Here is an 18268-nt window from a genome sequence, read left to right as displayed (position 1 = left end):
TTTTTAACAACGCCACCTGGTGTTGCATTTTTAACAGTACATACGATAATATCACCGATATTCGCTGTTTTGCGACCAGATCCACCTAATACTTTAATTGTAAGAACTTCACGAGCACCAGAGTTGTCTGCTACTTTTAAACGTGTTTCTTGTTGGATCATTCGTTAAACCTCCCTTATCTCTAATCTTGATTAAATAATTACTGACTCTTCAACAATTTCTACTAAACGAAAACGTTTTGTTGCTGATAAAGGACGAGTTTCTTGAATTTTAACAATGTCTCCTAATTTAGCTGAATTGTTTTCATCATGAGTTTTGTATTTTTTAGAGTATTTTACTCGTTTACCGTATAATTTGTGAGTTTTGTAAGTTTCTACAAGAACTGTAATCGTTTTGTCCATTTTGTCTGAAACAACTCTACCTACATACACTTTACGATCGTTTCTTTCGCTCACTTTTGTAACCTCCTCTTTCGATTATTATTGATTAGCCTTACTTTGTTCAATTTCTCTTTCACGAGCAACAGTTTTTAGACGTGCAATCGTTTTTCTTACTGTGCGAATACGTGCAGTTTCTTCTAATTGACCTGTAGCTAACTGAAAGCGTAGGTTAAAAAGCTCTTCTTTTGAAGATTTGATTTGTTCTTCGATTTCTGAAGTGGTTAAGTCTCTAATTTCCTTAGCTTTCATTTGTTTCACCACCCAATTCTTCACGTTTTACAAACTTAGTTTTTACTGGAAGTTTGTGACTTGCTAAACGTAATGCTTCACGTGCAACTTCTTCAGATACACCAGCTACTTCGAATAAGATTCTACCAGGTTTAACGACTGCAATCCAGCCTTCAACCGCACCTTTACCAGCACCCATACGTACTTCTAAAGGTTTTTTAGTATACGGTGTATGAGGGAAGATTTTAATCCAAACTTTCCCACCACGTTTCATGTAACGTGTCATTGCAATACGAGCAGATTCGATTTGACGAGAAGTGATCCAAGACGTTGTAGTAGCTTGTAAACCATACTCACCAAATGTTACATAGTTACCGCCTTTAGAACGACCAGTTGTTTTTGGACGATGTTGACGACGATATTTTACACGTTTTGGTAGTAACATTATTATTTTCCTCCTTCACTAGTGTTCTTAGTAGGAAGAACTTCTCCACGATAAATCCATACTTTAACGCCTAATTTACCATAAGTAGTATCAGCTTCAGCGTGTGCGTAATCAATGTCAGCACGTAATGTATGAAGTGGGACAGTTCCTTCTGAATATTGTTCAGCACGAGCGATGTCAGCTCCGCCTAAACGACCTGATACTTGAGTTTTAATACCTTTAGCACCAAGTTTCATAGCTCTTGTAATAGCTTGTTTTTGTACACGACGGAATGAAGCACGGTTTTCTAATTGACGTGCGATATTTTCAGCTACTAAACGAGCATCGATATCAACTTTTTTGATTTCAATTACGTTAATGTGTACTTTCTTATCAGTTAAAGCGTTTAATTTGTTACGAAGTTTATCAATTTCTGAACCGCCTTTACCAATAACCATACCTGGTTTACCAGTATGAATTGCGATGTTGATGCGGTTAGCAGCACGTTCGATATCTACGTGAGAAACTGATGCTTCTTTTAATTCATTATCAATAAATTTACGGATTTTTAAATCTTCGTGTAATAGTGAAGCGAAGTCTTTTTCAGCATACCATTTAGCTTCCCAGTCACGGATGATTCCGACACGAAGTCCGATTGGATTAATTTTTTGACCCACAGTATTCCCTCCTTAGAAAGTTTATTAAGCTTCTTTAGCTTCTTCTTTACCGTCACTTACGACGATTGTAATGTGGCTTGTACGTTTGTTAATTGCACTTGCACGACCTTGTGCACGTGGGCGGAAACGTTTTAAAGTTGGTCCTTCATTTGCATATGCTTCTTTGACAACTAATTCATCTGTGTTCATGTCATAGTTATGCTCTGCATTTGCTAAAGCGGACATTAATACTTTTTCAATTACTGGTGATGAAGCTTTGTTAGTTAATTTTAAAATAGCAATAGCTTCAGCAGCATTTTTACCTCTGATTAAGTCAAGAACTAATCTAACTTTACGAGGTGCGATTCTTATTGTTCTAGCAACCGCTTTTGCTTCCATTAGGATTTCCTCCTCTACTTATTAAAAATTATCTTCTAGTTTTCTTGTCGTCTGCAGCATGTCCTTTGAATGTACGAGTTGGAGCAAATTCACCTAGTTTGTGACCTACCATATCTTCTGTTACATATACAGGTACATGTTTACGTCCATCGTATACTGCGAAAGTATGACCGATGAAATTAGGGAAAATTGTAGAACGACGAGACCATGTTTTAATTACTTGTTTTTTTTTCACTTCCGTCTTGTGCTTCTACTTTTTTCATTAAGTGATCATCGACGAAAGGTCCTTTTTTAATACTACGAGCCATTTGGGCGCCTCCCTTCTTATTGTGTGCGTGCAGCAGTTAAGCCGCACACCCAAATAAGTTGTTATTATTATTTTCTCTTACGTCCACGAACGATAAGTTTATCTGATGATTTTTTACCACGACGTGTTTTCTTACCAAGAGTTGGTTTACCCCATGGTGACATTGGAGATGGTCTACCGATTGGAGCACGACCTTCACCACCACCGTGTGGGTGATCGTTAGGGTTCATTACAGAACCACGTACTGTTGGACGAACGCCTTTCCATCTAGAACGTCCTGCTTTACCAACATTTACAAGTTCATGTTGTAAGTTACCAACTTGACCGATAGTAGCACGGCAAGTAGATAAGATCATACGTACTTCACCAGATCTTAATCTGATTAATACATATTTACCTTCTTTACCTAAAACTTGTGAGCTTGCACCAGCTGAACGAGCAAGTTGTCCGCCTTTTCCTGGTTTTAACTCAATATTGTGGATTACAGTACCTACTGGAATGTTTTGTAATGGTAAAGCATTACCTACTTTGATATCTGCTTCAGCACCACTTTCAACAGTTTGTCCAACTTGTAATCCTTTAGGTGCGATGATATAGCGTTTTTCACCATCAGCGTATACTAATAATGCAATATTTGCTGAACGGTTAGGGTCATATTGAATTGAATCAACTTTAGCAGTGATTCCGTCTTTGTTACGTTTAAAATCGATAACACGGTATTGACGTTTGTGTCCTCCACCATGATGGCGAACAGTCAATTTACCTTGGTTGTTACGTCCCGCTCTTTTCGGTAGCGGTTGTAATAATGACTTTTCAGGTGTTGTCTTTGTGATTTCTGCGAAATCCAAAGTAGTCATATTACGACGACCATTTGTTATTGGCTTATATTTTTTAAGAGCCATTGTCGCTTACCTCCTTATTGGTAATTTATTTTTAGTTAAATAAGTCGATTGAACCTTCTTTTAATTTAACAATCGCTTTTCTTCTTTTGTTTGTATAGCCTTGGTAACGGCCCATACGTTTTTTCTTAGGTTTATAGTTCATGATATTTACACTATCAACTTTCACATCGAAGATTTCTTCAACAGCGATTTTAACTTGTGTTTTATTCACACGAGTATCAACATCGAAAGTGTATTTATCTTCTGCCATAGCTTCTGAAGATTTCTCAGTGATTACGGGGCGCTTAAGAATATCTTTTGCATCCATTATCCGAGCACCTCCTCAACTTTTTTAGCAGCAGCTTCAGTGATTACTACACTGTCAGCGCTAGTAATATCTAAAACGTTTAATCCTTGAGCAGTTGTAACTTGTACGCCAGGGATGTTACGTGCTGATAATTCAACATTTACATCTTCGCCTTCAGTAACAACTAATACTTTTTTAGGTTGTTCAAGTGTAGTTAACACATTTTTGAATTCTTTTGTTTTTGGAGCGTCAAAACCAAAAGTATCAACAACAGTGAATCCTTTTTCTTGAACTTTGAAAGATAATGCAGAACGTAATGCTAAACGACGCATTTTCTTAGGCATTTTATATGAATAGCTTCTTGGAGTTGGTCCGAATACGATACCACCACCACGCCATTGTGGAGCACGGATAGTACCTTGACGTGCACGACCTGTTCCTTTTTGTCTCCATGGTTTACGTCCACCACCACGTACAGCTGAACGATTCTTAACAGAATGTGTACCTTGGCGTAATGACGCACGTTGTAAATTAATAGCTTCGAAAAGAACGCTATTATTTGGTTCGATAGCGAATACTGCATCGCTTAATTCAACTGAACCTGATTTAGATCCGTCTACTTTTAAAACATCATAATTAGCCATTATGCAATTTCCTCCTTTCGCTTTTTAAATTATTTGTTACCTTTTTTGATTGAAGTAGTAATTTCTACTAAACCTTTTTTAGGTCCAGGTACATTACCTTTAACTAAAATAACGCTATTTTCAGTGTCGACTTGTACGACTTCTAAGTTTTGAACTGTAACAGTGTTTCCACCCATACGGCCTGGCATTTTTTGACCTTTAAATACTCTTGAAGCATCTGAAGCCATACCTACAGAACCTGGTGCTCTGTGGAAATGAGAACCGTGTGCCATTGGTCCACGAGCTTGTCCGTGACGTTTAATTGCACCTTGGAAACCTTTACCTTTTGAAACGCCTGTAACATCAATGATGTCGCCAGTTTCAAAAGTATCTACTGAGACTTCTTGACCTACTTCGTATTCATCAACGTTAACGTTGCGGAATTCACGAATGAAGCGCTTAGGTGCTGTGTCAGCTTTTTTAGCGTGACCTTCAGCTGGTTTATTTGCATATTTATTAGATTTAGAACCTTTTTTGTATGCTTGTTTGTCTTCAAATCCTACTTGAATTGCGTTGTATCCATCAACTTCTTCAGTTTTCTTTTGTAATACAACGTTTTGGCTAGCTTCTACTACTGTTACTGGGATTAATTCACCGTTTTCACCGAAAACTTGTGTCATCCCGATTTTTCTTCCTAAGATTCCTTTGGTCATCGAAAGTCCACCTCCTAAATTTTTCTATTATAATTTAATTTCGATGTCTACACCTGATGGTAAGTTTAAGCCCATTAGAGCATCAACTGTTTTAGGTGTTGGGTTAACAATATCGATTAAACGTTTATGAGTACGTTGTTCGAATTGTTCACGAGAATCTTTATACTTATGCACGGCACGAATAATTGTATAAACTGATTTTTCAGTTGGTAACGGAATTGGTCCAGACACGTCTGCACCAGAACGTTTTGCAGTTTCAACAATTTTCTCTGCTGATTGATCGATAACACGATGATCATAAGCTTTTAATCTGATTCTGATTTTTTGTTTTGCCATAATTTTCCCTCCTTATTCGTCTACATTTAAGTGATAGACTTCTCCACGAAAACTATCTCACACAACGCCATGGCAAAGCGGCCGGGTGTGTCAGTAACCTTTCGCTTCATCGCTTTTCTTAAAGTCCAACATTAGATATATTACATGAAAAACACTGATAAATCAAGGTTTTCCAGTAACTTTCTATATATCTGTCTAACACATACTTGATTATTGTACTTGAAATAGAGTGGTTGTTCAACCGTTTTATTGAAATTTTTTACTTTTAATTTATCTCTCTGTCGAATTTGAAAACATATTAATATATTTATAATGGTAGGTTTTATATAATAGGAAGAGAATAGGAGTGATTTAATGAAAAATGGAGTTAAAATAACTTTAGCGATTTTGGGTGTATTTCTTATCATTTGTGAATTTTTCTATGGCATTCCATTTTTAGGTGGCAGTGTCATCATGAGTTTTGGCTGGCAACCTTTATTATTTAATGCCTTACTTTATTTCATCATTACAATCATTTTACTTGTAGATAGTCAAAACGCCATAAAACCTATGGTTATTATACCAATCGTTGGTCTTGTAGGTTCATTTATAGCATTTATACCTTTTGTGGGCATGATTATTCATTGGATTTTATTCTTCTTAATGATTTTCTTTGTCTTTATCGTATTATCTGCTCCAACCTATCTACCAAATAAAGATGCTAAAGTGATATATACACAATATAAAAATCAGCGCAAAGACGAATATGATAATAAATAATTCTATTTCTATAGTATAAAATGGTCGGAACCTACAGAAGGAACCGACCATTTTCTTTATTATTTATGAACAAATACAAAGTAAAGAATAAATAAAGCCATTAATACGTACATAATTGGATGTACTTCTTTGTGTCTTTTTGAAATGAGCATTGTAAGTGGATAGAATATAAATCCACATGCAATACCGGTAGCTATCGAATAAGATAATGGCATCATAATAATAGTAATAAACGCTGGAACTGCAACCTCAAAACGTTTCCAATTAATTTCAGCAAAGTTAGATGCCATGAGTACACCTACTACTACAAGTGCTGGTGTCGTTACGGCGCTTGTCACTACTTCGATGAGAGGACTAAAGAATAAAGCGAGTAAGAAACAAATACCAGTTACAATACTTGCAAATCCTGTTCGTGCCCCTACTGCCACACCAGAAGTAGATTCTATGTATGACGTTGTAGTTGTTGTACCAAAGATAGCTCCGACAATCGTTGCTAATGAATCAGAGAATAACGCTCTTCCTGCTCTTGGCAACTTATTATCTTTCATCATTCCTGCTTGAGTTGCTACTGCTACTAAAGTTCCAGCAGTATCAAAGAAATCAATAAATAAGAAAGTAAGAATGACGATTAAAAATTGTACCGTAAATAATTGTCCTGGATCTTTAAATGATTCAAATGCAGCGCCAAAAGTAGGTTTAATACTTGGTATATCTCCAATAACTCCAGATGGTGCATGAATTTGACCAGTTAACATACCGGCGATAGCTGTAATAATCATACCTATAAAAATAGAACCTGGAACTTTTTTAGTGTATAAAATCACAGTTACTATAATACCAAATATTGCTAGAAGCACTGGTGCTTTAGTTAAATGTCCTAGTGTAACTAATGTAGAATCATTTTTAATGATGATTCCAGAACTTTGAAGTCCAACAAAGGTAATGAATAATCCAATACCTGCTGAAACAGCCATTTTCATTTGATAAGGTATGGCATTAATGATGATTTCCCTTAATCCGGTTACAGTGAGGATGGCAAAGAATATTCCTGAGAAGAGAACGCCAGTTAAACCAACTTTCCACGGAATACCCATTGTGAGTACGACTGTAAATGCGAAGAAGGCATTTAAACCCATCCCCGGCGCCAAAGCTATTGGATACTTAGCGATGAGTCCCATAAATAACGAACCAACAAATGCTGCTAATGCAGTTGCTACAAATATAGCACCTTGGTCCATCTTCATATCGCTCGAAATACCTTTAACTCCTGCTAAGCTTAAAACTTGAGGGTTTACAGCAAGAATATAAGCCATTGACAAGAAAGTTGTAATGCCGCCTAAAATTTCATTTTTGTAATTTGTTCCATACTTATCGAACTGAAAGTATCTTTTCACGGTAAATGCTCCTTTATTTGAAATACTTTAATATTTTAATACCTATATTCGTAAAAAACAATACTAAACGCGAACTTTTAATTTTAATCTCATGATTTTGTTCGCTATTTATCTACAATTTCAAATTTTTTAAAGCGTCTTTGAAAGGATTATTATCTATTTCTTCCTGATTTCCCATATATTTTTTCATCTCTTTACGAGAAACTTTACCGCTGGATTTTTCTTTCATACGTTTATCCATTTGAGCTTGGGTTTCAGAATGCCCACAAACACATCGATATACCGCTTCTTTCCCTCTACCAAATAACGTCATTTTTTTCTTACAATTTGGACAGCGTGCATTAGTCTTACGCTGAACATTTTTCTTCGTTTTGCATGAAGGATCCTGACAAACTAACATTTGTCCATTTTTAGTTTTTACTTTAATCATAAATTTACCGCATGTAGGACACTCGGTTGTAGTTAAGTTATCATGTTTATATTTTTGTTCACTGCTTTTAATTTTCTGCACTATATCTTTAGTAAAATGCTTCATTTCATCCATAAATTTCTTTGAATTATATCGGCCCTTTTCAATTTGTGTAAGTTTTTCTTCCCATTGTGCCGTTAACAATGGTGAAGTTAATTCACTTGGCGCTAATTCTAATATCTGTTTCCCTTTGGATGTTACTTTAATTTTACCATCACGTACTTCAAGTGCATTCATATTAAACAGTTTATCGATGATGTCAGCGCGTGTTGCGACAGTACCAATTCCACCTGTTTGTTTGAGAGTTTGCGCATATTTTTTATTATCCAACTGAATATAGTTTTGAGGATTTTCCATTGCTTTCAATAATGAACCTTCATTAAAGTATTCAGGCGGTTTCGTTTCATGCTCATGTATATCAACTTTTTGAACTTTAAACTGTTGTCCAATCGCAAATTGATGTGACTTTGATGGCTGTATTGTATCTTCTTTTAAGGCTTTGAAACCTAATTGTTTAGGAATATTCTCTTTTAAACTGAACATCAAATCTCCCACTTCAAAGTTAACCGTTACGCCTTCATACTCGTATGGTTTCATTAAAGATTCTAGAAATCTTTCAACAATAAGCATGTAGATTTTAAATTCTCTTTGGCTCAGTTGTTCGAGAGATGGTCTCACTTCAGTTGGTATAATCGCATGGTGATCTGATTAAATATAGACATTTTAGGTGAAAATGATTGACCAATAAGTTCACGCACATGAGATTTATAATTTGTTGCTAGCAATGCTTGTAAACGTTCTTTAATTGTACTTACCATATCATGTGTTAAATAATTAGAATCTGTACGTGGATACGTTACAATCTTATGTCGTTCATATAAATGTTGTAATGTGTTCAATGTTTCTTTAGGCCCATTTTGAAACGACGATATGCATCTTGTTGTAAATCTGTTAAATTGTATAGCTGTTGAGGATACAACTTCTTGTGCTTGGATTTTACATCTAATACTTTCCCCTCTTGATTCTTCACTTGTTGTTCGACTGTTTCTAGGTCTTTTTTATTTTTAAAATGCTTTTGCGTATTAAACGTGAACTCATATCCATCTACTTTAATTGAGAGCGTATAATATTTTTCAGGTTGAAAATGATTAATGTCATCTTGTCTGGACTGAACGAGTTGAATGGTTGGTGTTTGTACACGACCTAAAGATAATTGTGCATCGTATTTCGTCGTTAATGCACGTGTCGCATTAATCCCTACTATCCAATCCGCTTCACTACGAGCTAATGCCGCATGATACAGGCTATTATATGCTCGACCATCTTTTAAATGTTTAAATCCTTCTTGTATTGCCTTTTTCGTTACAGAACTAATCCATAAGCGCTGAATAGGCTTTTTATTTCCAACTTTATCTAGAATAAGTCTTGCTACAAGTTCACCTTCGCGTCCTGCATCCGTCGCAATAATAATATTTTTCACTTTTTTATCTAATATTAATGACTTAACAATTTTAAATTGTTTACTTGTTTTACCAATAACTATCGTTTTCATATATTTAGGAATAATCGGTAAATCTTCAAGTTTCCACTCTTTATATGACGCATCATATTGTTCTGGTGTCGCATTTGTGACCAAGTGTCCTAGAGCCCAAGTCACTATATATTTTTCGTTCTCGATATAGCCATTCTTTTTATTTTGAATATGAAGTGCATCGGCTATGTCTCGCGCTACCGATGGCTTTTCAGCTAATATTAAGGATTTCATCATAACTTCCCTTTCTGAAAATGAATTACATCAATAGTTTATCTTAAATAAGTAATGATTTAATTCTTATGTTCATTCTATTTAACTCTTTTCATAAATAAACTATCTGATCCATTGATTAGTATTAGTCATATTGTAACATGTGAGTATATCGATAAACTTTTATTTCTCTAGAAATAAAATATAATTAAGGAAGAACTTATCGGCAAAATACATTTAAATTAAAGACGTGAGAGACGGAGGTAGATTAATGGATATCATTCAATTGAGTGAGCCACAAGAAATAAAAGCATTTATTGAATCATCTCTATACCTATCAACATCTTATTTATATAAACTTCCACAACAATATGAAGACTTTGATACTTTATTAAATGAAGCAATTAGCAATTCTGGAGTTGTCGCGTTGACAGAAGATGGAACAATTTTAGCTTTAATGCTCGCTTTCTCCTATGATCATCATCGATATAAAGTGATAGGACCTTTTATAGCACAAGATTTCCAACTCGATGACGACCATTTCCAATTACTTTTCGACAAGTTAACTGAACATCAACCCGAAGAGACTATTTTTAATTTTTCATTTGAAGAAGGTGTGCAAGAATATAAACCTTTCATGAAGCAGATACATGCAAGCTATAATTTTACAGATTATTATTTAGAAGCTCATCAAGATCTAGGAGAGACTTTTAATAGTCAGAATATCATTGAATACCAAAGAGGTTTTTATCGTGCATTCAGTAAGTTACATTTAATGACTTTCAAACATGATGCGATGACACCGGAGGAGATTATAGAATCATTAGATGAACATCACCGATTGTTCTTATTTGTTAGCGAAGGGTTACTTAAAGGTTATCTATATTTACGAGTAGATGCTGAACGACATAGTGCTGAAATTAAATATTTTAGTTCTCATATTGATTATCGACTTAAAGGGATTGCCTTTGATTTATTAGAATATGCGTTGAAATTTGCTTTTGAACATTATTCTATTCATAAGGTTTATTTCAAAATCCGTAATAAAAACAGCAAACTTGTGGAACGCTTTAATGAACTAGGATTTCAAATTAATTACGAATATAAAAAATATAAATTCGAACCTCAACATCTGCACCAAGATTTCACTCAATAACTGAATATCATATTTTTAAATAAATATAACAATAAACCTTGACTGTGAATCAATATTGTTTTTAGAGCTTTAACCTATAGTTCTAAAACTAACGTGTGATTTACAGTCTTTTTAATTTCTATACCATTTGTCTTCTTATTTCGAAAATACAAACACTAACCTTTCCTAATGTTTTAACATTCAAATTGTTTCACTTAAATACAATGATTAGTAATTACAATTATTGCAACTTCAAGTTTTTGTTTTTTACTTATTAATTTTTATGCTTTAAAATGATTTCAAGTGTTAAGGGGACACTTAATCATGTTTTAGGAGAGTGAGTAATAAGTGCAAATTTTAGACTTTCTTATCGCACTATTACCGGCCCTTTTTTGGGGTAGTGTTGTAATTATAAATGTATTTGTAGGTGGTGGCCCCTACAATCAAATCCGAGGCACGACATTAGGTACATTAATTGTCGGTATCGGTTTACTATTAACTGGTAATGCTGCTTTTGATAATTTTACTGTCATTATTGTAGGTCTGATTTCTGGTGCGCTTTGGGCATTTGGTCAAGGCAATCAATTGAAATCAGTCAATTTAATCGGTGTATCAAAAACTATGCCAATCTCTACAGGTATGCAACTAGTTGGTACAACCTTATTTAGTGCTATTTTCTTAGGAGAATGGAGCACATTGGTTCAAGTTGTCATGGGCTTAATTGCAATGGTATTACTTGTAGTCGGTATCGCTTTAACCTCACTTAAAGCCAAGAATGAAGGTACATCTAACAATCCAGAATTTAAAAAAGCAATGGGGATTTTACTTATATCCACAGTTGGCTATGTAGGTTATGTCGTACTTGGTGATATTTTCGGAGTAAGTGGTACAGATGCCCTATTCTTCCAATCAATTGGTATGGCAATCGGAGGATTTATTCTATCAATGAATCATCAAACCTCTGTTAAATCTACTGCGCTCAATCTCATACCTGGTGTCGTATGGGGTATTGGTAACTTATTTATGTTCTACTCACAACCTAAAGTGGGTGTAGCAACAAGTTTCTCATTATCACAATTACTTGTGATCGTATCTACATTAGGTGGGATTTTTATTTTAGGAGAGAAAAAAGATCGCCGCCAAATGATTGGTATATGGTCAGGTATTGTCGTTATTATTATCGCATCAATTATTCTAGGTAACTTAAAATAGTAGTCTAGGGGGAGTCAAAATGTTTCAAGAATTAGAAAACAAAGTAGTCGTTATTACCGGAGCAGGCAGTGGTATAGGTAAATCATTTGCTGAAAACTTTGGTAAAGCGAAAGCAAAAGTTGTATTAAATTATCGTTCTGATCGTCATTTAGATGAATTAGAAGCACTTAAAAATATGATTCAAAGCGCTGGCGGAGAAGCTATCGCAGTTCAAGGCGATGTATCTGTAGAAGAAGATGTGAAGCATCTTGTTCAATCTGCAGTGGAAACGTTCGGCACCATTGATATTATGATTAATAATGCTGGTTTTGAAAAGCCAATCCCAACGCACGAAATGTCATTAGATGAATGGCAAAAAGTGATCGATATTAACTTAACTGGCGCATTTATCGGTTCACGAGAAGCCATTAATCAATTCCTTAAAGAAGATAAAAAAGGCGTGATCATTAATACTTCAAGTGTTCATGATACAATTCCATGGCCAAATTACGTCAACTATGCTGCAAGCAAAGGCGGAATGAAGTTAATGATGGAAACGATGTCTATGGAATATGCGCAATATGGTATTCGAATTAACAATATTTCTCCAGGTGCCATTGTCACTGAACATACGAAAGAGAAATTCTCTGATCCTAAAACACGTGAAGAAACTTTAGAAATGATTCCAGCACGTGAAATTGGAGAAGCTCAAGATGTAGCCAATGTTGCTTTATTCTTAGCATCTGATTTAGCCAGCTATATCCATGGCACAACTTTATATGTTGATGGTGGTATGACAAATTATCCTGCATTTATGGGTGGTAAAGGATAATTTGAGGTAACATCCTTGGACATAATTATCCATAAATAATAGAGGTCGGGATAAAAGTGTTTAGGATTTGAGCAGAGCCGATCAATGCGCAAAATTGTTTCTCAAATTTTGTCGAATTGTGAGTGTTACTGTTGAAAATCCTGCTTTTGAGACACCGTTAATCGGTTTCCTAAAACACAGTTCCCAACCTCTATTTTTATATACAATATTTCGTTTATTTTTACTGAATGAGAATTTTGTTCCTTTCTTAAGTGATTCATCCCATGTTAAAGGTATCCGCACTTAATTTTAATTTTCAAAAGGAGCAAATACAATTATACAAAGAGTGCTTGATAAATATAGAGTATGACAATACTGATCACAATCGTTAAGTTGGTGACCATACCTATAAAGGGCAATGTCTTATATTTAAATTGAATAGAATAAGGAATGATAGCTACGCCTACGGGTAACAACCATGTAATTAGCAATGTTGTTTTAATCATTTGATCTGAAACCGGTAAAAAGAAATGAACCAGTGTACCAGCTACAATCGCTAAGCCGTAATGTAGACATAAATATTTAATTGTCACAGGCAAGTACTCTCTATCAATGCTAAAACTTAACATGACACCTAGTAAAATCATAGATAAAGGCATATTGGCTTTAGAAAGAATACTAAAGAAATCTATCGCCGGTTTCCAAATATGAATATTAGACATATTCAGTATAAACATCACAATATATGTCACGAGCGGTACAGATTGAATCAATTTTTTCCCTAAGAATTTAAAATTGAATTGGTCTACACCTTCACTAAAATAACTCCCTACAAAGTAAGTTACTCCGAACATAATAACTGCGCCACCGATATCTGCCATACCGAAATATACCATACCCTTTTCAGGCCAAATTGCGTTAACTAATGGATATGCGAAGAGTCCGATGTTCATTGACCCTGTCATCATACCTACTGAGCCACGCATGTGATTGTCTTATTTTCTGAAAAACCATACAACAATGATTTTAGCAATCACACCATACACAATCATCATGATTGGTAAAATAGAGAATGACATATTTAAATCGGCACTGTTTAAGTTAACGATAACGAGAGAAGGTAATGTGACATTTAATACGAGTGTTGAAAGAACTTGGCTATCTGTTGCTTTTAAATAATTGATACGCTTTAGGAAATAACCAAGTGCAATGAGTAATATAATCATGACAAATTGTTCAGTCACATGTATTCCCTCTTTCCCAAAAATTTCACTTTTTACAGTTGATAACTTTAACATATCTCTTTCAATTTTTAGAAGTGTCTTGTTTCATGATATAATCTTATTTAAATATAGTTAATAATCAATTTCAATTATAAAAGGAGATTTGTTTCTATGGATTTAGAATCTAAATTAACAGAACTTAAGTATGATTACGTACGTTTACAGAATGATTTAGATAAACGTGAATCGCTCAATCAAAATATTGACCCACTACTTAATCGATTAGAAGAAATTGAAAAAGAAATAGCAGATGTCCGCGCTAAAATGAATAGCTAATTGAGTTGAATTTAATAAAAAGATTGCGCGCGTCGACAAAGTAATGTGCATGGCATTAATAAAGCAAGTTGCTATCACAGGTTGCAACGGACAAGCTCGATCGTACAAACACATCATCACATTCTAATTTAAACATTCAATGGCTATTTTTATAATTAGTTCAGGATTTACATATACCGTTGACTAGACATCCTAGTCAGCTACTTTTTATCGTGCTAATATAATATTCGTAAAGGAAAGGATGTCTCAGATGCTACTGTATCTTATCTTATTGCCCATTTTATATTTAATTGTCGCTTATATTAGTATTTTTAAAATGCGTTCAATTTTTACTAGAATTTTAAGAATTATCATGGGTGTTTTATTATTATTTGTAGTTGCTATCACTACTTTGCAATTCCCTAAAGAAAACTGGTGGGTATTTATCGTCTTATTATTGCTTGTAGGTAATATTGAAGTCACTGGCTTTAAAAAACTGAAAGACGACGAAAAAGGCGTTAACATTTTAAATATTATATCAATTATTTTGATAGTGATTTATGTGATATTGGCGCTATTCTTATATTAATAATGGAAAATCGACTTAGGCTACCATGGTGAGCGGCCTAAGTCGATTTTTTCGTTTTATGAGTCTATTTTCTAAAAAGTTTGTTTTTAAGCGTGAATAGTATTTCGTAAATGACTGGCACGACGATGAGTGTCAGAATAGTTGATGACACAAGACCACCTATCACAGTAGCGGCCATCCCTTTTGAAATAAGAATTGAACTATCTTGACCAAATAATAATGGTATTAAGGCACCAATTGTCGCAATGGCAGTCATCAATATCGGTCTAATACGTGTGCCACCCGCTTCAATTAATGCTTCTTTCATTGCCATACCTTGCTTTTCATTATTAATGACACGATCTATTAATACAATCGCATTAGTAACAACAATACCTATCAACATTAACATACCTATAAGACTTGGTACGGAAATTGTCTCTCCGGTAATCACGAGCGCTAGCACAACCCCTATCACTGTGAATGGTAGTGAAAAGAGTATCGTAAATGGCGCAAGTCCACCCTTAAATGTAATCACAAGTATTAAGTAAACGATAATAATTGCTGCGACCATCGCTATAATAAGTTGAGAAATAGCTGTATTGATATCATCGGTCGCACCACCTACATTCAATTTAACGTTATGTGGTTTATCAATATCGTTTAATTTAGACATAACCTCTCGTGATTTTCCGCCTACGTCTTTATCAGTGACTTTGCCTGAGACAGTCGTAGCATAGTCTCCATCTTCTTGAGTTAACTTACTTGGCGTTGTAGTCTTTTGCAATGTAGCAATTTCACTTAATTTAATCGTTCCGCCTGTCGGTTTCTTCAATTCTATGTTATTCAATTTCTTCGCTGACCAATCAGTTTGTTTATTTTGCTTCACTTTAACATCGATTTTCTTACCTTTTTCTTTCACTGTTGTAATCGTCTTTTCAGGTAAGTTTTCATTTAGATTCATAGCTAATTGACTTGCAGAGATGCCATTATCTGCTGCTTTATTTTGGTCAACTTTAATTTCATATTGATCATAAGTTTGTGTTAAATCGGATTTAACATTCGCAATACCATCAATATCTTTCATCGTTTTCTCAACTTTTTCTACAGTGCCTTTGATATCATCAGTAGAAGGACCTTTTACAGTTACTTCAACTGAATCATTTCCTGCCCCTGTACCTAGATCTTGGTTTTTCCATTCTCCTGGTTGTTTGAATTGATCAATATGTTTTAAAACTTTATCCGGTTCTTCATCGAAATTAGGAGTATCCGATTTATATTTAACCATGATAGCCAAGCTATTTGTACTTCCTGTTGGATCTTGTGGTGTCGGGCCTCCAACAGAATATTGCACAGTTTGAACCTTATCTTTACTATCCAAATATTTTTCAACTTCTTCAGCATGATTGAGTACTGCTTTTTCAGTTTCCCCAGGTTTAGGTGTATAAGTAAGCGCTAAGAACTTGTCATCGCCAGATGAAATGTAACTTGTTCCTAAACTTGTTGCTCCTAACCCGATGCTGCCTATAAGAATCACGATACTTACGATAATGACTATCCATTTGTGATTTAACGACCATTTAAGTATTTGACGATATCCTCGACTAATGGCGCCTAAACCTTCATGTTGACGCTTTGTTTTCACACCTTTTCTGAAAAGGGTCGCACCTAAAGAAGGCACAACTGTAATAGATACAAGTAACGATGCGAGAAGACTAAACGTAATAGCCAAAGCAAATGGTCTAAACATTTCACCCACTGATCCTGATACAAACACAAGTGGTAAGAACACGACAATAGTTACTAACGTAGACGACATAATGGGTTTAAACACTTCAGTCGTAGCATTGATTATTAAATTTTCGCCTTTCAACTTTTCATTTGGATGGGATAATCTTCGGTAGATATTTTCCACTACTACAATAGAGTCATCAATCACACGACCGATGGCTACTGTTAAGGCACCCAACGTCAAAATATTTAATGATACATTACTCAATTTTAAAGCTACGAGCGCAATTAAAATAGACAATGGGATAGATACTACGGAAATCGCAGTTGTTCGAATATTTCTTAAGAATAATAGGATAACGATAATAGCCACAATTGTTCCTAATGCTGCTTTTTCAACCATTGTATAAAGAGAGTCTTGAATAGGTTTAGCCGTATCCATTGTCTTAGTTGAAGTCATGCCATGATTATTCTTAACAAATTCGTCCACTTTTTTCTGAACATCTCTTGCGACTTGAACCGTATTCGCATTTTGAGCTTTTATAATTTGTAAGTTCACTGCATCTTTACCATTCGTTTTAGAAATGGAGGTACGTTCATCTCCTACAGAGACTTGTGCAACATCTTTTAGAGGAACAGATGGCATTTTACCATCGCTACTAGATGCCTTCGAATTAGAATTTGATGCATTTGTATTATCTTTCGGCATTAAGCTACTATTCTCATTTTCACTATCACTACTAGAATTATCATTACTTTGACTACCTTGGCCTGCAGCAGACATTGGTATTTTAAGATTTTTCAAAGCGTCAACCGAATTGAATTCGCCATCTACAACTATAGATTTATCTGTTTTGTCGAATTGGAATAATCCTAGCGGTGTCTCACGTGTTGCAGTTTTTATGTAGTTTTCAACATCATCTGCTGTTAAACCTTTTTCATCTAATGCTTTTTGTTTAAATTTTAATGTCACTTCACGATTGGTTTGCCCATTTAATTGTGCATTTTGGACACCGTCAATCGTTTGAAGTTTTGGAATAAGTTGTTGATTTAAATCTTTAGTCACATCTTTTAAATCGTGTTGGTTGCTGGTGAATGAATAGGCGACTATAGGAAAGGCATCCATCGAATTACGAGTTAATTCTGGATCTCCTACACCATCTTTGAATTTAATTTTATCGATTTCTTTTTTGAGTTGCTCTTCTGCTTTGTCCATATCTGTGCCATTGTCATACTCAACAGTTACGATAGACGCATTTTGAATTGACTCTGTTTTGACGCTTTTTACATATGCTAAGGAACGCACTTGGCTATCAATTTTACTACTAATTTCATCTTGTGTAGATTGAGGTGTCGCACCTGGCATCGTTGTTTGAACTGAAATCATTGGATTTTCTACATCTGGTAACAATTCAAGTTTTAATTTCGCGCTCGAATACACGCCCCCTAGAACGACTAATACAACCATGAGAAATATAGCAAATTTATTACCTAGTGAGAATTGTAATAATTTTTTTGTCATCCTATTATTCCCTTCCACTTATAAATTCATTTATAGTAAAAAATCTGAACGTTCTAGTAATATCATAGACGCGTTCAGATTCTCATTATCTT

19 protein-coding genes and 4 pseudogenes are annotated in these 18268 nt (G+C 34.8%); 6 read left to right on the top strand and 17 right to left on the bottom strand.

Annotated elements, in window-relative coordinates; translation table 11 throughout:
• The 12 genes and pseudogenes from HMPREF3264_RS03185 to rpsJ all read right to left on the bottom strand — a co-directional run.
• Positions 1-161, bottom strand: a pseudogene (locus HMPREF3264_RS03185) (uL14 family ribosomal protein); the annotation flags it as partial.
• Positions 162-191: 30 nt separating this feature from the next.
• Complete coding sequence (rpsQ, locus tag HMPREF3264_RS03180) at positions 192-455, bottom strand: 30S ribosomal protein S17 (RefSeq protein ID WP_002432741.1); 264 nt, start codon at positions 453-455, stop codon at positions 192-194.
• A 24-nt stretch (positions 456-479) separates the two neighbouring features.
• Positions 480-689, bottom strand: a complete 210-nt coding sequence (gene rpmC / locus HMPREF3264_RS03175) for a 50S ribosomal protein L29 (protein ID WP_000644737.1) — start codon at positions 687-689, stop codon at positions 480-482.
• Positions 679-1113, bottom strand: a complete 435-nt coding sequence (gene rplP / locus HMPREF3264_RS03170; RefSeq protein ID WP_002432945.1) for a 50S ribosomal protein L16 — start codon at positions 1111-1113, stop codon at positions 679-681. The genes rpmC and rplP overlap by 11 nt, the downstream gene beginning before the upstream one ends.
• A 2-nt stretch (positions 1114-1115) precedes the next feature.
• Positions 1116-1769 carry a 30S ribosomal protein S3 gene (gene rpsC, locus HMPREF3264_RS03165; protein WP_070871900.1) on the bottom strand — a complete coding sequence of 218 codons (654 nt, stop codon included), beginning with the start codon at positions 1767-1769 and terminating at the stop codon, positions 1116-1118.
• 24 nt (positions 1770-1793) lie between these two features.
• Positions 1794-2147: a 50S ribosomal protein L22 gene (gene rplV, locus HMPREF3264_RS03160; RefSeq protein ID WP_000387527.1), complete on the bottom strand. Its 354-nt coding sequence runs from the start codon at positions 2145-2147 to the stop codon at positions 1794-1796.
• 28 nt (positions 2148-2175) lie between these two features.
• A pseudogene (gene rpsS / locus HMPREF3264_RS03155) lies at positions 2176-2455 on the bottom strand (30S ribosomal protein S19).
• 67 nt (positions 2456-2522) lie between these two features.
• Positions 2523-3356, bottom strand: coding sequence for a 50S ribosomal protein L2 (gene rplB, locus HMPREF3264_RS03150; RefSeq protein WP_002443747.1), 834 nt, complete (start codon positions 3354-3356; stop codon positions 2523-2525).
• Between the two features lie 31 nt (positions 3357-3387).
• On the bottom strand, positions 3388-3663 hold the full coding sequence (gene rplW / locus HMPREF3264_RS03145) for a 50S ribosomal protein L23 (RefSeq protein ID WP_070871899.1): 276 nt from the start codon (positions 3661-3663) through the stop codon (positions 3388-3390).
• Complete coding sequence (gene rplD / locus HMPREF3264_RS03140; protein WP_002443752.1) at positions 3663-4286, bottom strand: 50S ribosomal protein L4; 624 nt, start codon at positions 4284-4286, stop codon at positions 3663-3665. The genes rplW and rplD overlap by 1 nt, the downstream gene beginning before the upstream one ends.
• Positions 4287-4315: 29 nt before the next feature.
• Complete coding sequence (rplC, locus tag HMPREF3264_RS03135; protein WP_002443755.1) at positions 4316-4978, bottom strand: 50S ribosomal protein L3; 663 nt, start codon at positions 4976-4978, stop codon at positions 4316-4318.
• A gap of 27 nt (positions 4979-5005) precedes the next feature.
• Positions 5006-5314: a 30S ribosomal protein S10 gene (gene rpsJ / locus HMPREF3264_RS03130; protein WP_001118667.1), complete on the bottom strand. Its 309-nt coding sequence runs from the start codon at positions 5312-5314 to the stop codon at positions 5006-5008.
• Between the two features lie 354 nt (positions 5315-5668).
• Between rpsJ and HMPREF3264_RS03125 the strand changes: the two genes are divergently transcribed.
• Complete coding sequence (locus HMPREF3264_RS03125) at positions 5669-6073, top strand: hypothetical protein (protein ID WP_070871898.1); 405 nt, start codon at positions 5669-5671, stop codon at positions 6071-6073.
• A 59-nt stretch (positions 6074-6132) separates the two neighbouring features.
• Here the strand turns inward: HMPREF3264_RS03125 and HMPREF3264_RS03120 are convergent, their stop codons facing one another.
• The 3 genes and pseudogenes from HMPREF3264_RS03120 to HMPREF3264_RS12880 form a co-directional block, all read right to left on the bottom strand.
• A complete protein-coding gene (locus HMPREF3264_RS03120; RefSeq protein WP_070871897.1) occupies positions 6133-7467 on the bottom strand; it encodes an NCS2 family permease in 1335 nt (444 codons plus the stop codon).
• A 112-nt stretch (positions 7468-7579) separates the two neighbouring features.
• Positions 7580-8614, bottom strand: a complete 1035-nt coding sequence (locus tag HMPREF3264_RS12885) for a DNA topoisomerase (RefSeq protein ID WP_256323951.1) — start codon at positions 8612-8614, stop codon at positions 7580-7582.
• Positions 8611-9701: pseudogene (locus HMPREF3264_RS12880) on the bottom strand (DNA topoisomerase). The gene HMPREF3264_RS12885 and the pseudogene HMPREF3264_RS12880 overlap by 4 nt, the downstream one beginning before the upstream one ends.
• A gap of 250 nt (positions 9702-9951) precedes the next feature.
• Here HMPREF3264_RS12880 and HMPREF3264_RS03110 point away from each other — a divergent pair.
• From HMPREF3264_RS03110 to HMPREF3264_RS03100, 3 genes are all read left to right on the top strand, one after another.
• Positions 9952-10836: a GNAT family N-acetyltransferase gene (locus tag HMPREF3264_RS03110; protein ID WP_070871896.1), complete on the top strand. Its 885-nt coding sequence runs from the start codon at positions 9952-9954 to the stop codon at positions 10834-10836.
• A gap of 327 nt (positions 10837-11163) precedes the next feature.
• A complete protein-coding gene (locus HMPREF3264_RS03105) occupies positions 11164-12027 on the top strand; it encodes a GRP family sugar transporter (protein WP_070871895.1) in 864 nt (287 codons plus the stop codon).
• Positions 12028-12046: 19 nt separating this feature from the next.
• A complete protein-coding gene (locus tag HMPREF3264_RS03100; protein ID WP_070871894.1) occupies positions 12047-12838 on the top strand; it encodes a glucose 1-dehydrogenase in 792 nt (263 codons plus the stop codon).
• A 314-nt stretch (positions 12839-13152) separates the two neighbouring features.
• Here HMPREF3264_RS03100 and HMPREF3264_RS03095 read toward each other — a convergent pair.
• Positions 13153-14061, bottom strand: a pseudogene (locus HMPREF3264_RS03095) (AEC family transporter).
• Positions 14062-14211: 150 nt separating this feature from the next.
• Here HMPREF3264_RS03095 and HMPREF3264_RS12730 point away from each other — a divergent pair.
• Both HMPREF3264_RS12730 and mspA read left to right on the top strand, forming a co-directional pair.
• A complete protein-coding gene (locus HMPREF3264_RS12730) occupies positions 14212-14376 on the top strand; it encodes an SE1832 family protein (RefSeq protein ID WP_176746802.1) in 165 nt (54 codons plus the stop codon).
• A gap of 250 nt (positions 14377-14626) precedes the next feature.
• Positions 14627-14944: a membrane stabilizing protein MspA gene (gene mspA / locus HMPREF3264_RS03090; RefSeq protein WP_037541591.1), complete on the top strand. Its 318-nt coding sequence runs from the start codon at positions 14627-14629 to the stop codon at positions 14942-14944.
• A 64-nt stretch (positions 14945-15008) separates the two neighbouring features.
• On the opposite strand, the gene HMPREF3264_RS03085 is transcribed toward mspA, so the two are convergent.
• Positions 15009-18176 carry an efflux RND transporter permease subunit gene (locus HMPREF3264_RS03085; RefSeq protein WP_070871893.1) on the bottom strand — a complete coding sequence of 1056 codons (3168 nt, stop codon included), beginning with the start codon at positions 18174-18176 and terminating at the stop codon, positions 15009-15011.
• Between the last annotated feature and the right edge of the window lie 92 nt (positions 18177-18268).

It is taken from the genome of Staphylococcus sp. HMSC62A08, assembly GCF_001839105.1.
GTDB lineage: Bacteria > Bacillota > Bacilli > Staphylococcales > Staphylococcaceae > Staphylococcus > Staphylococcus caprae.
This window is presented reverse-complemented; position numbering and strand designations above follow the sequence as displayed.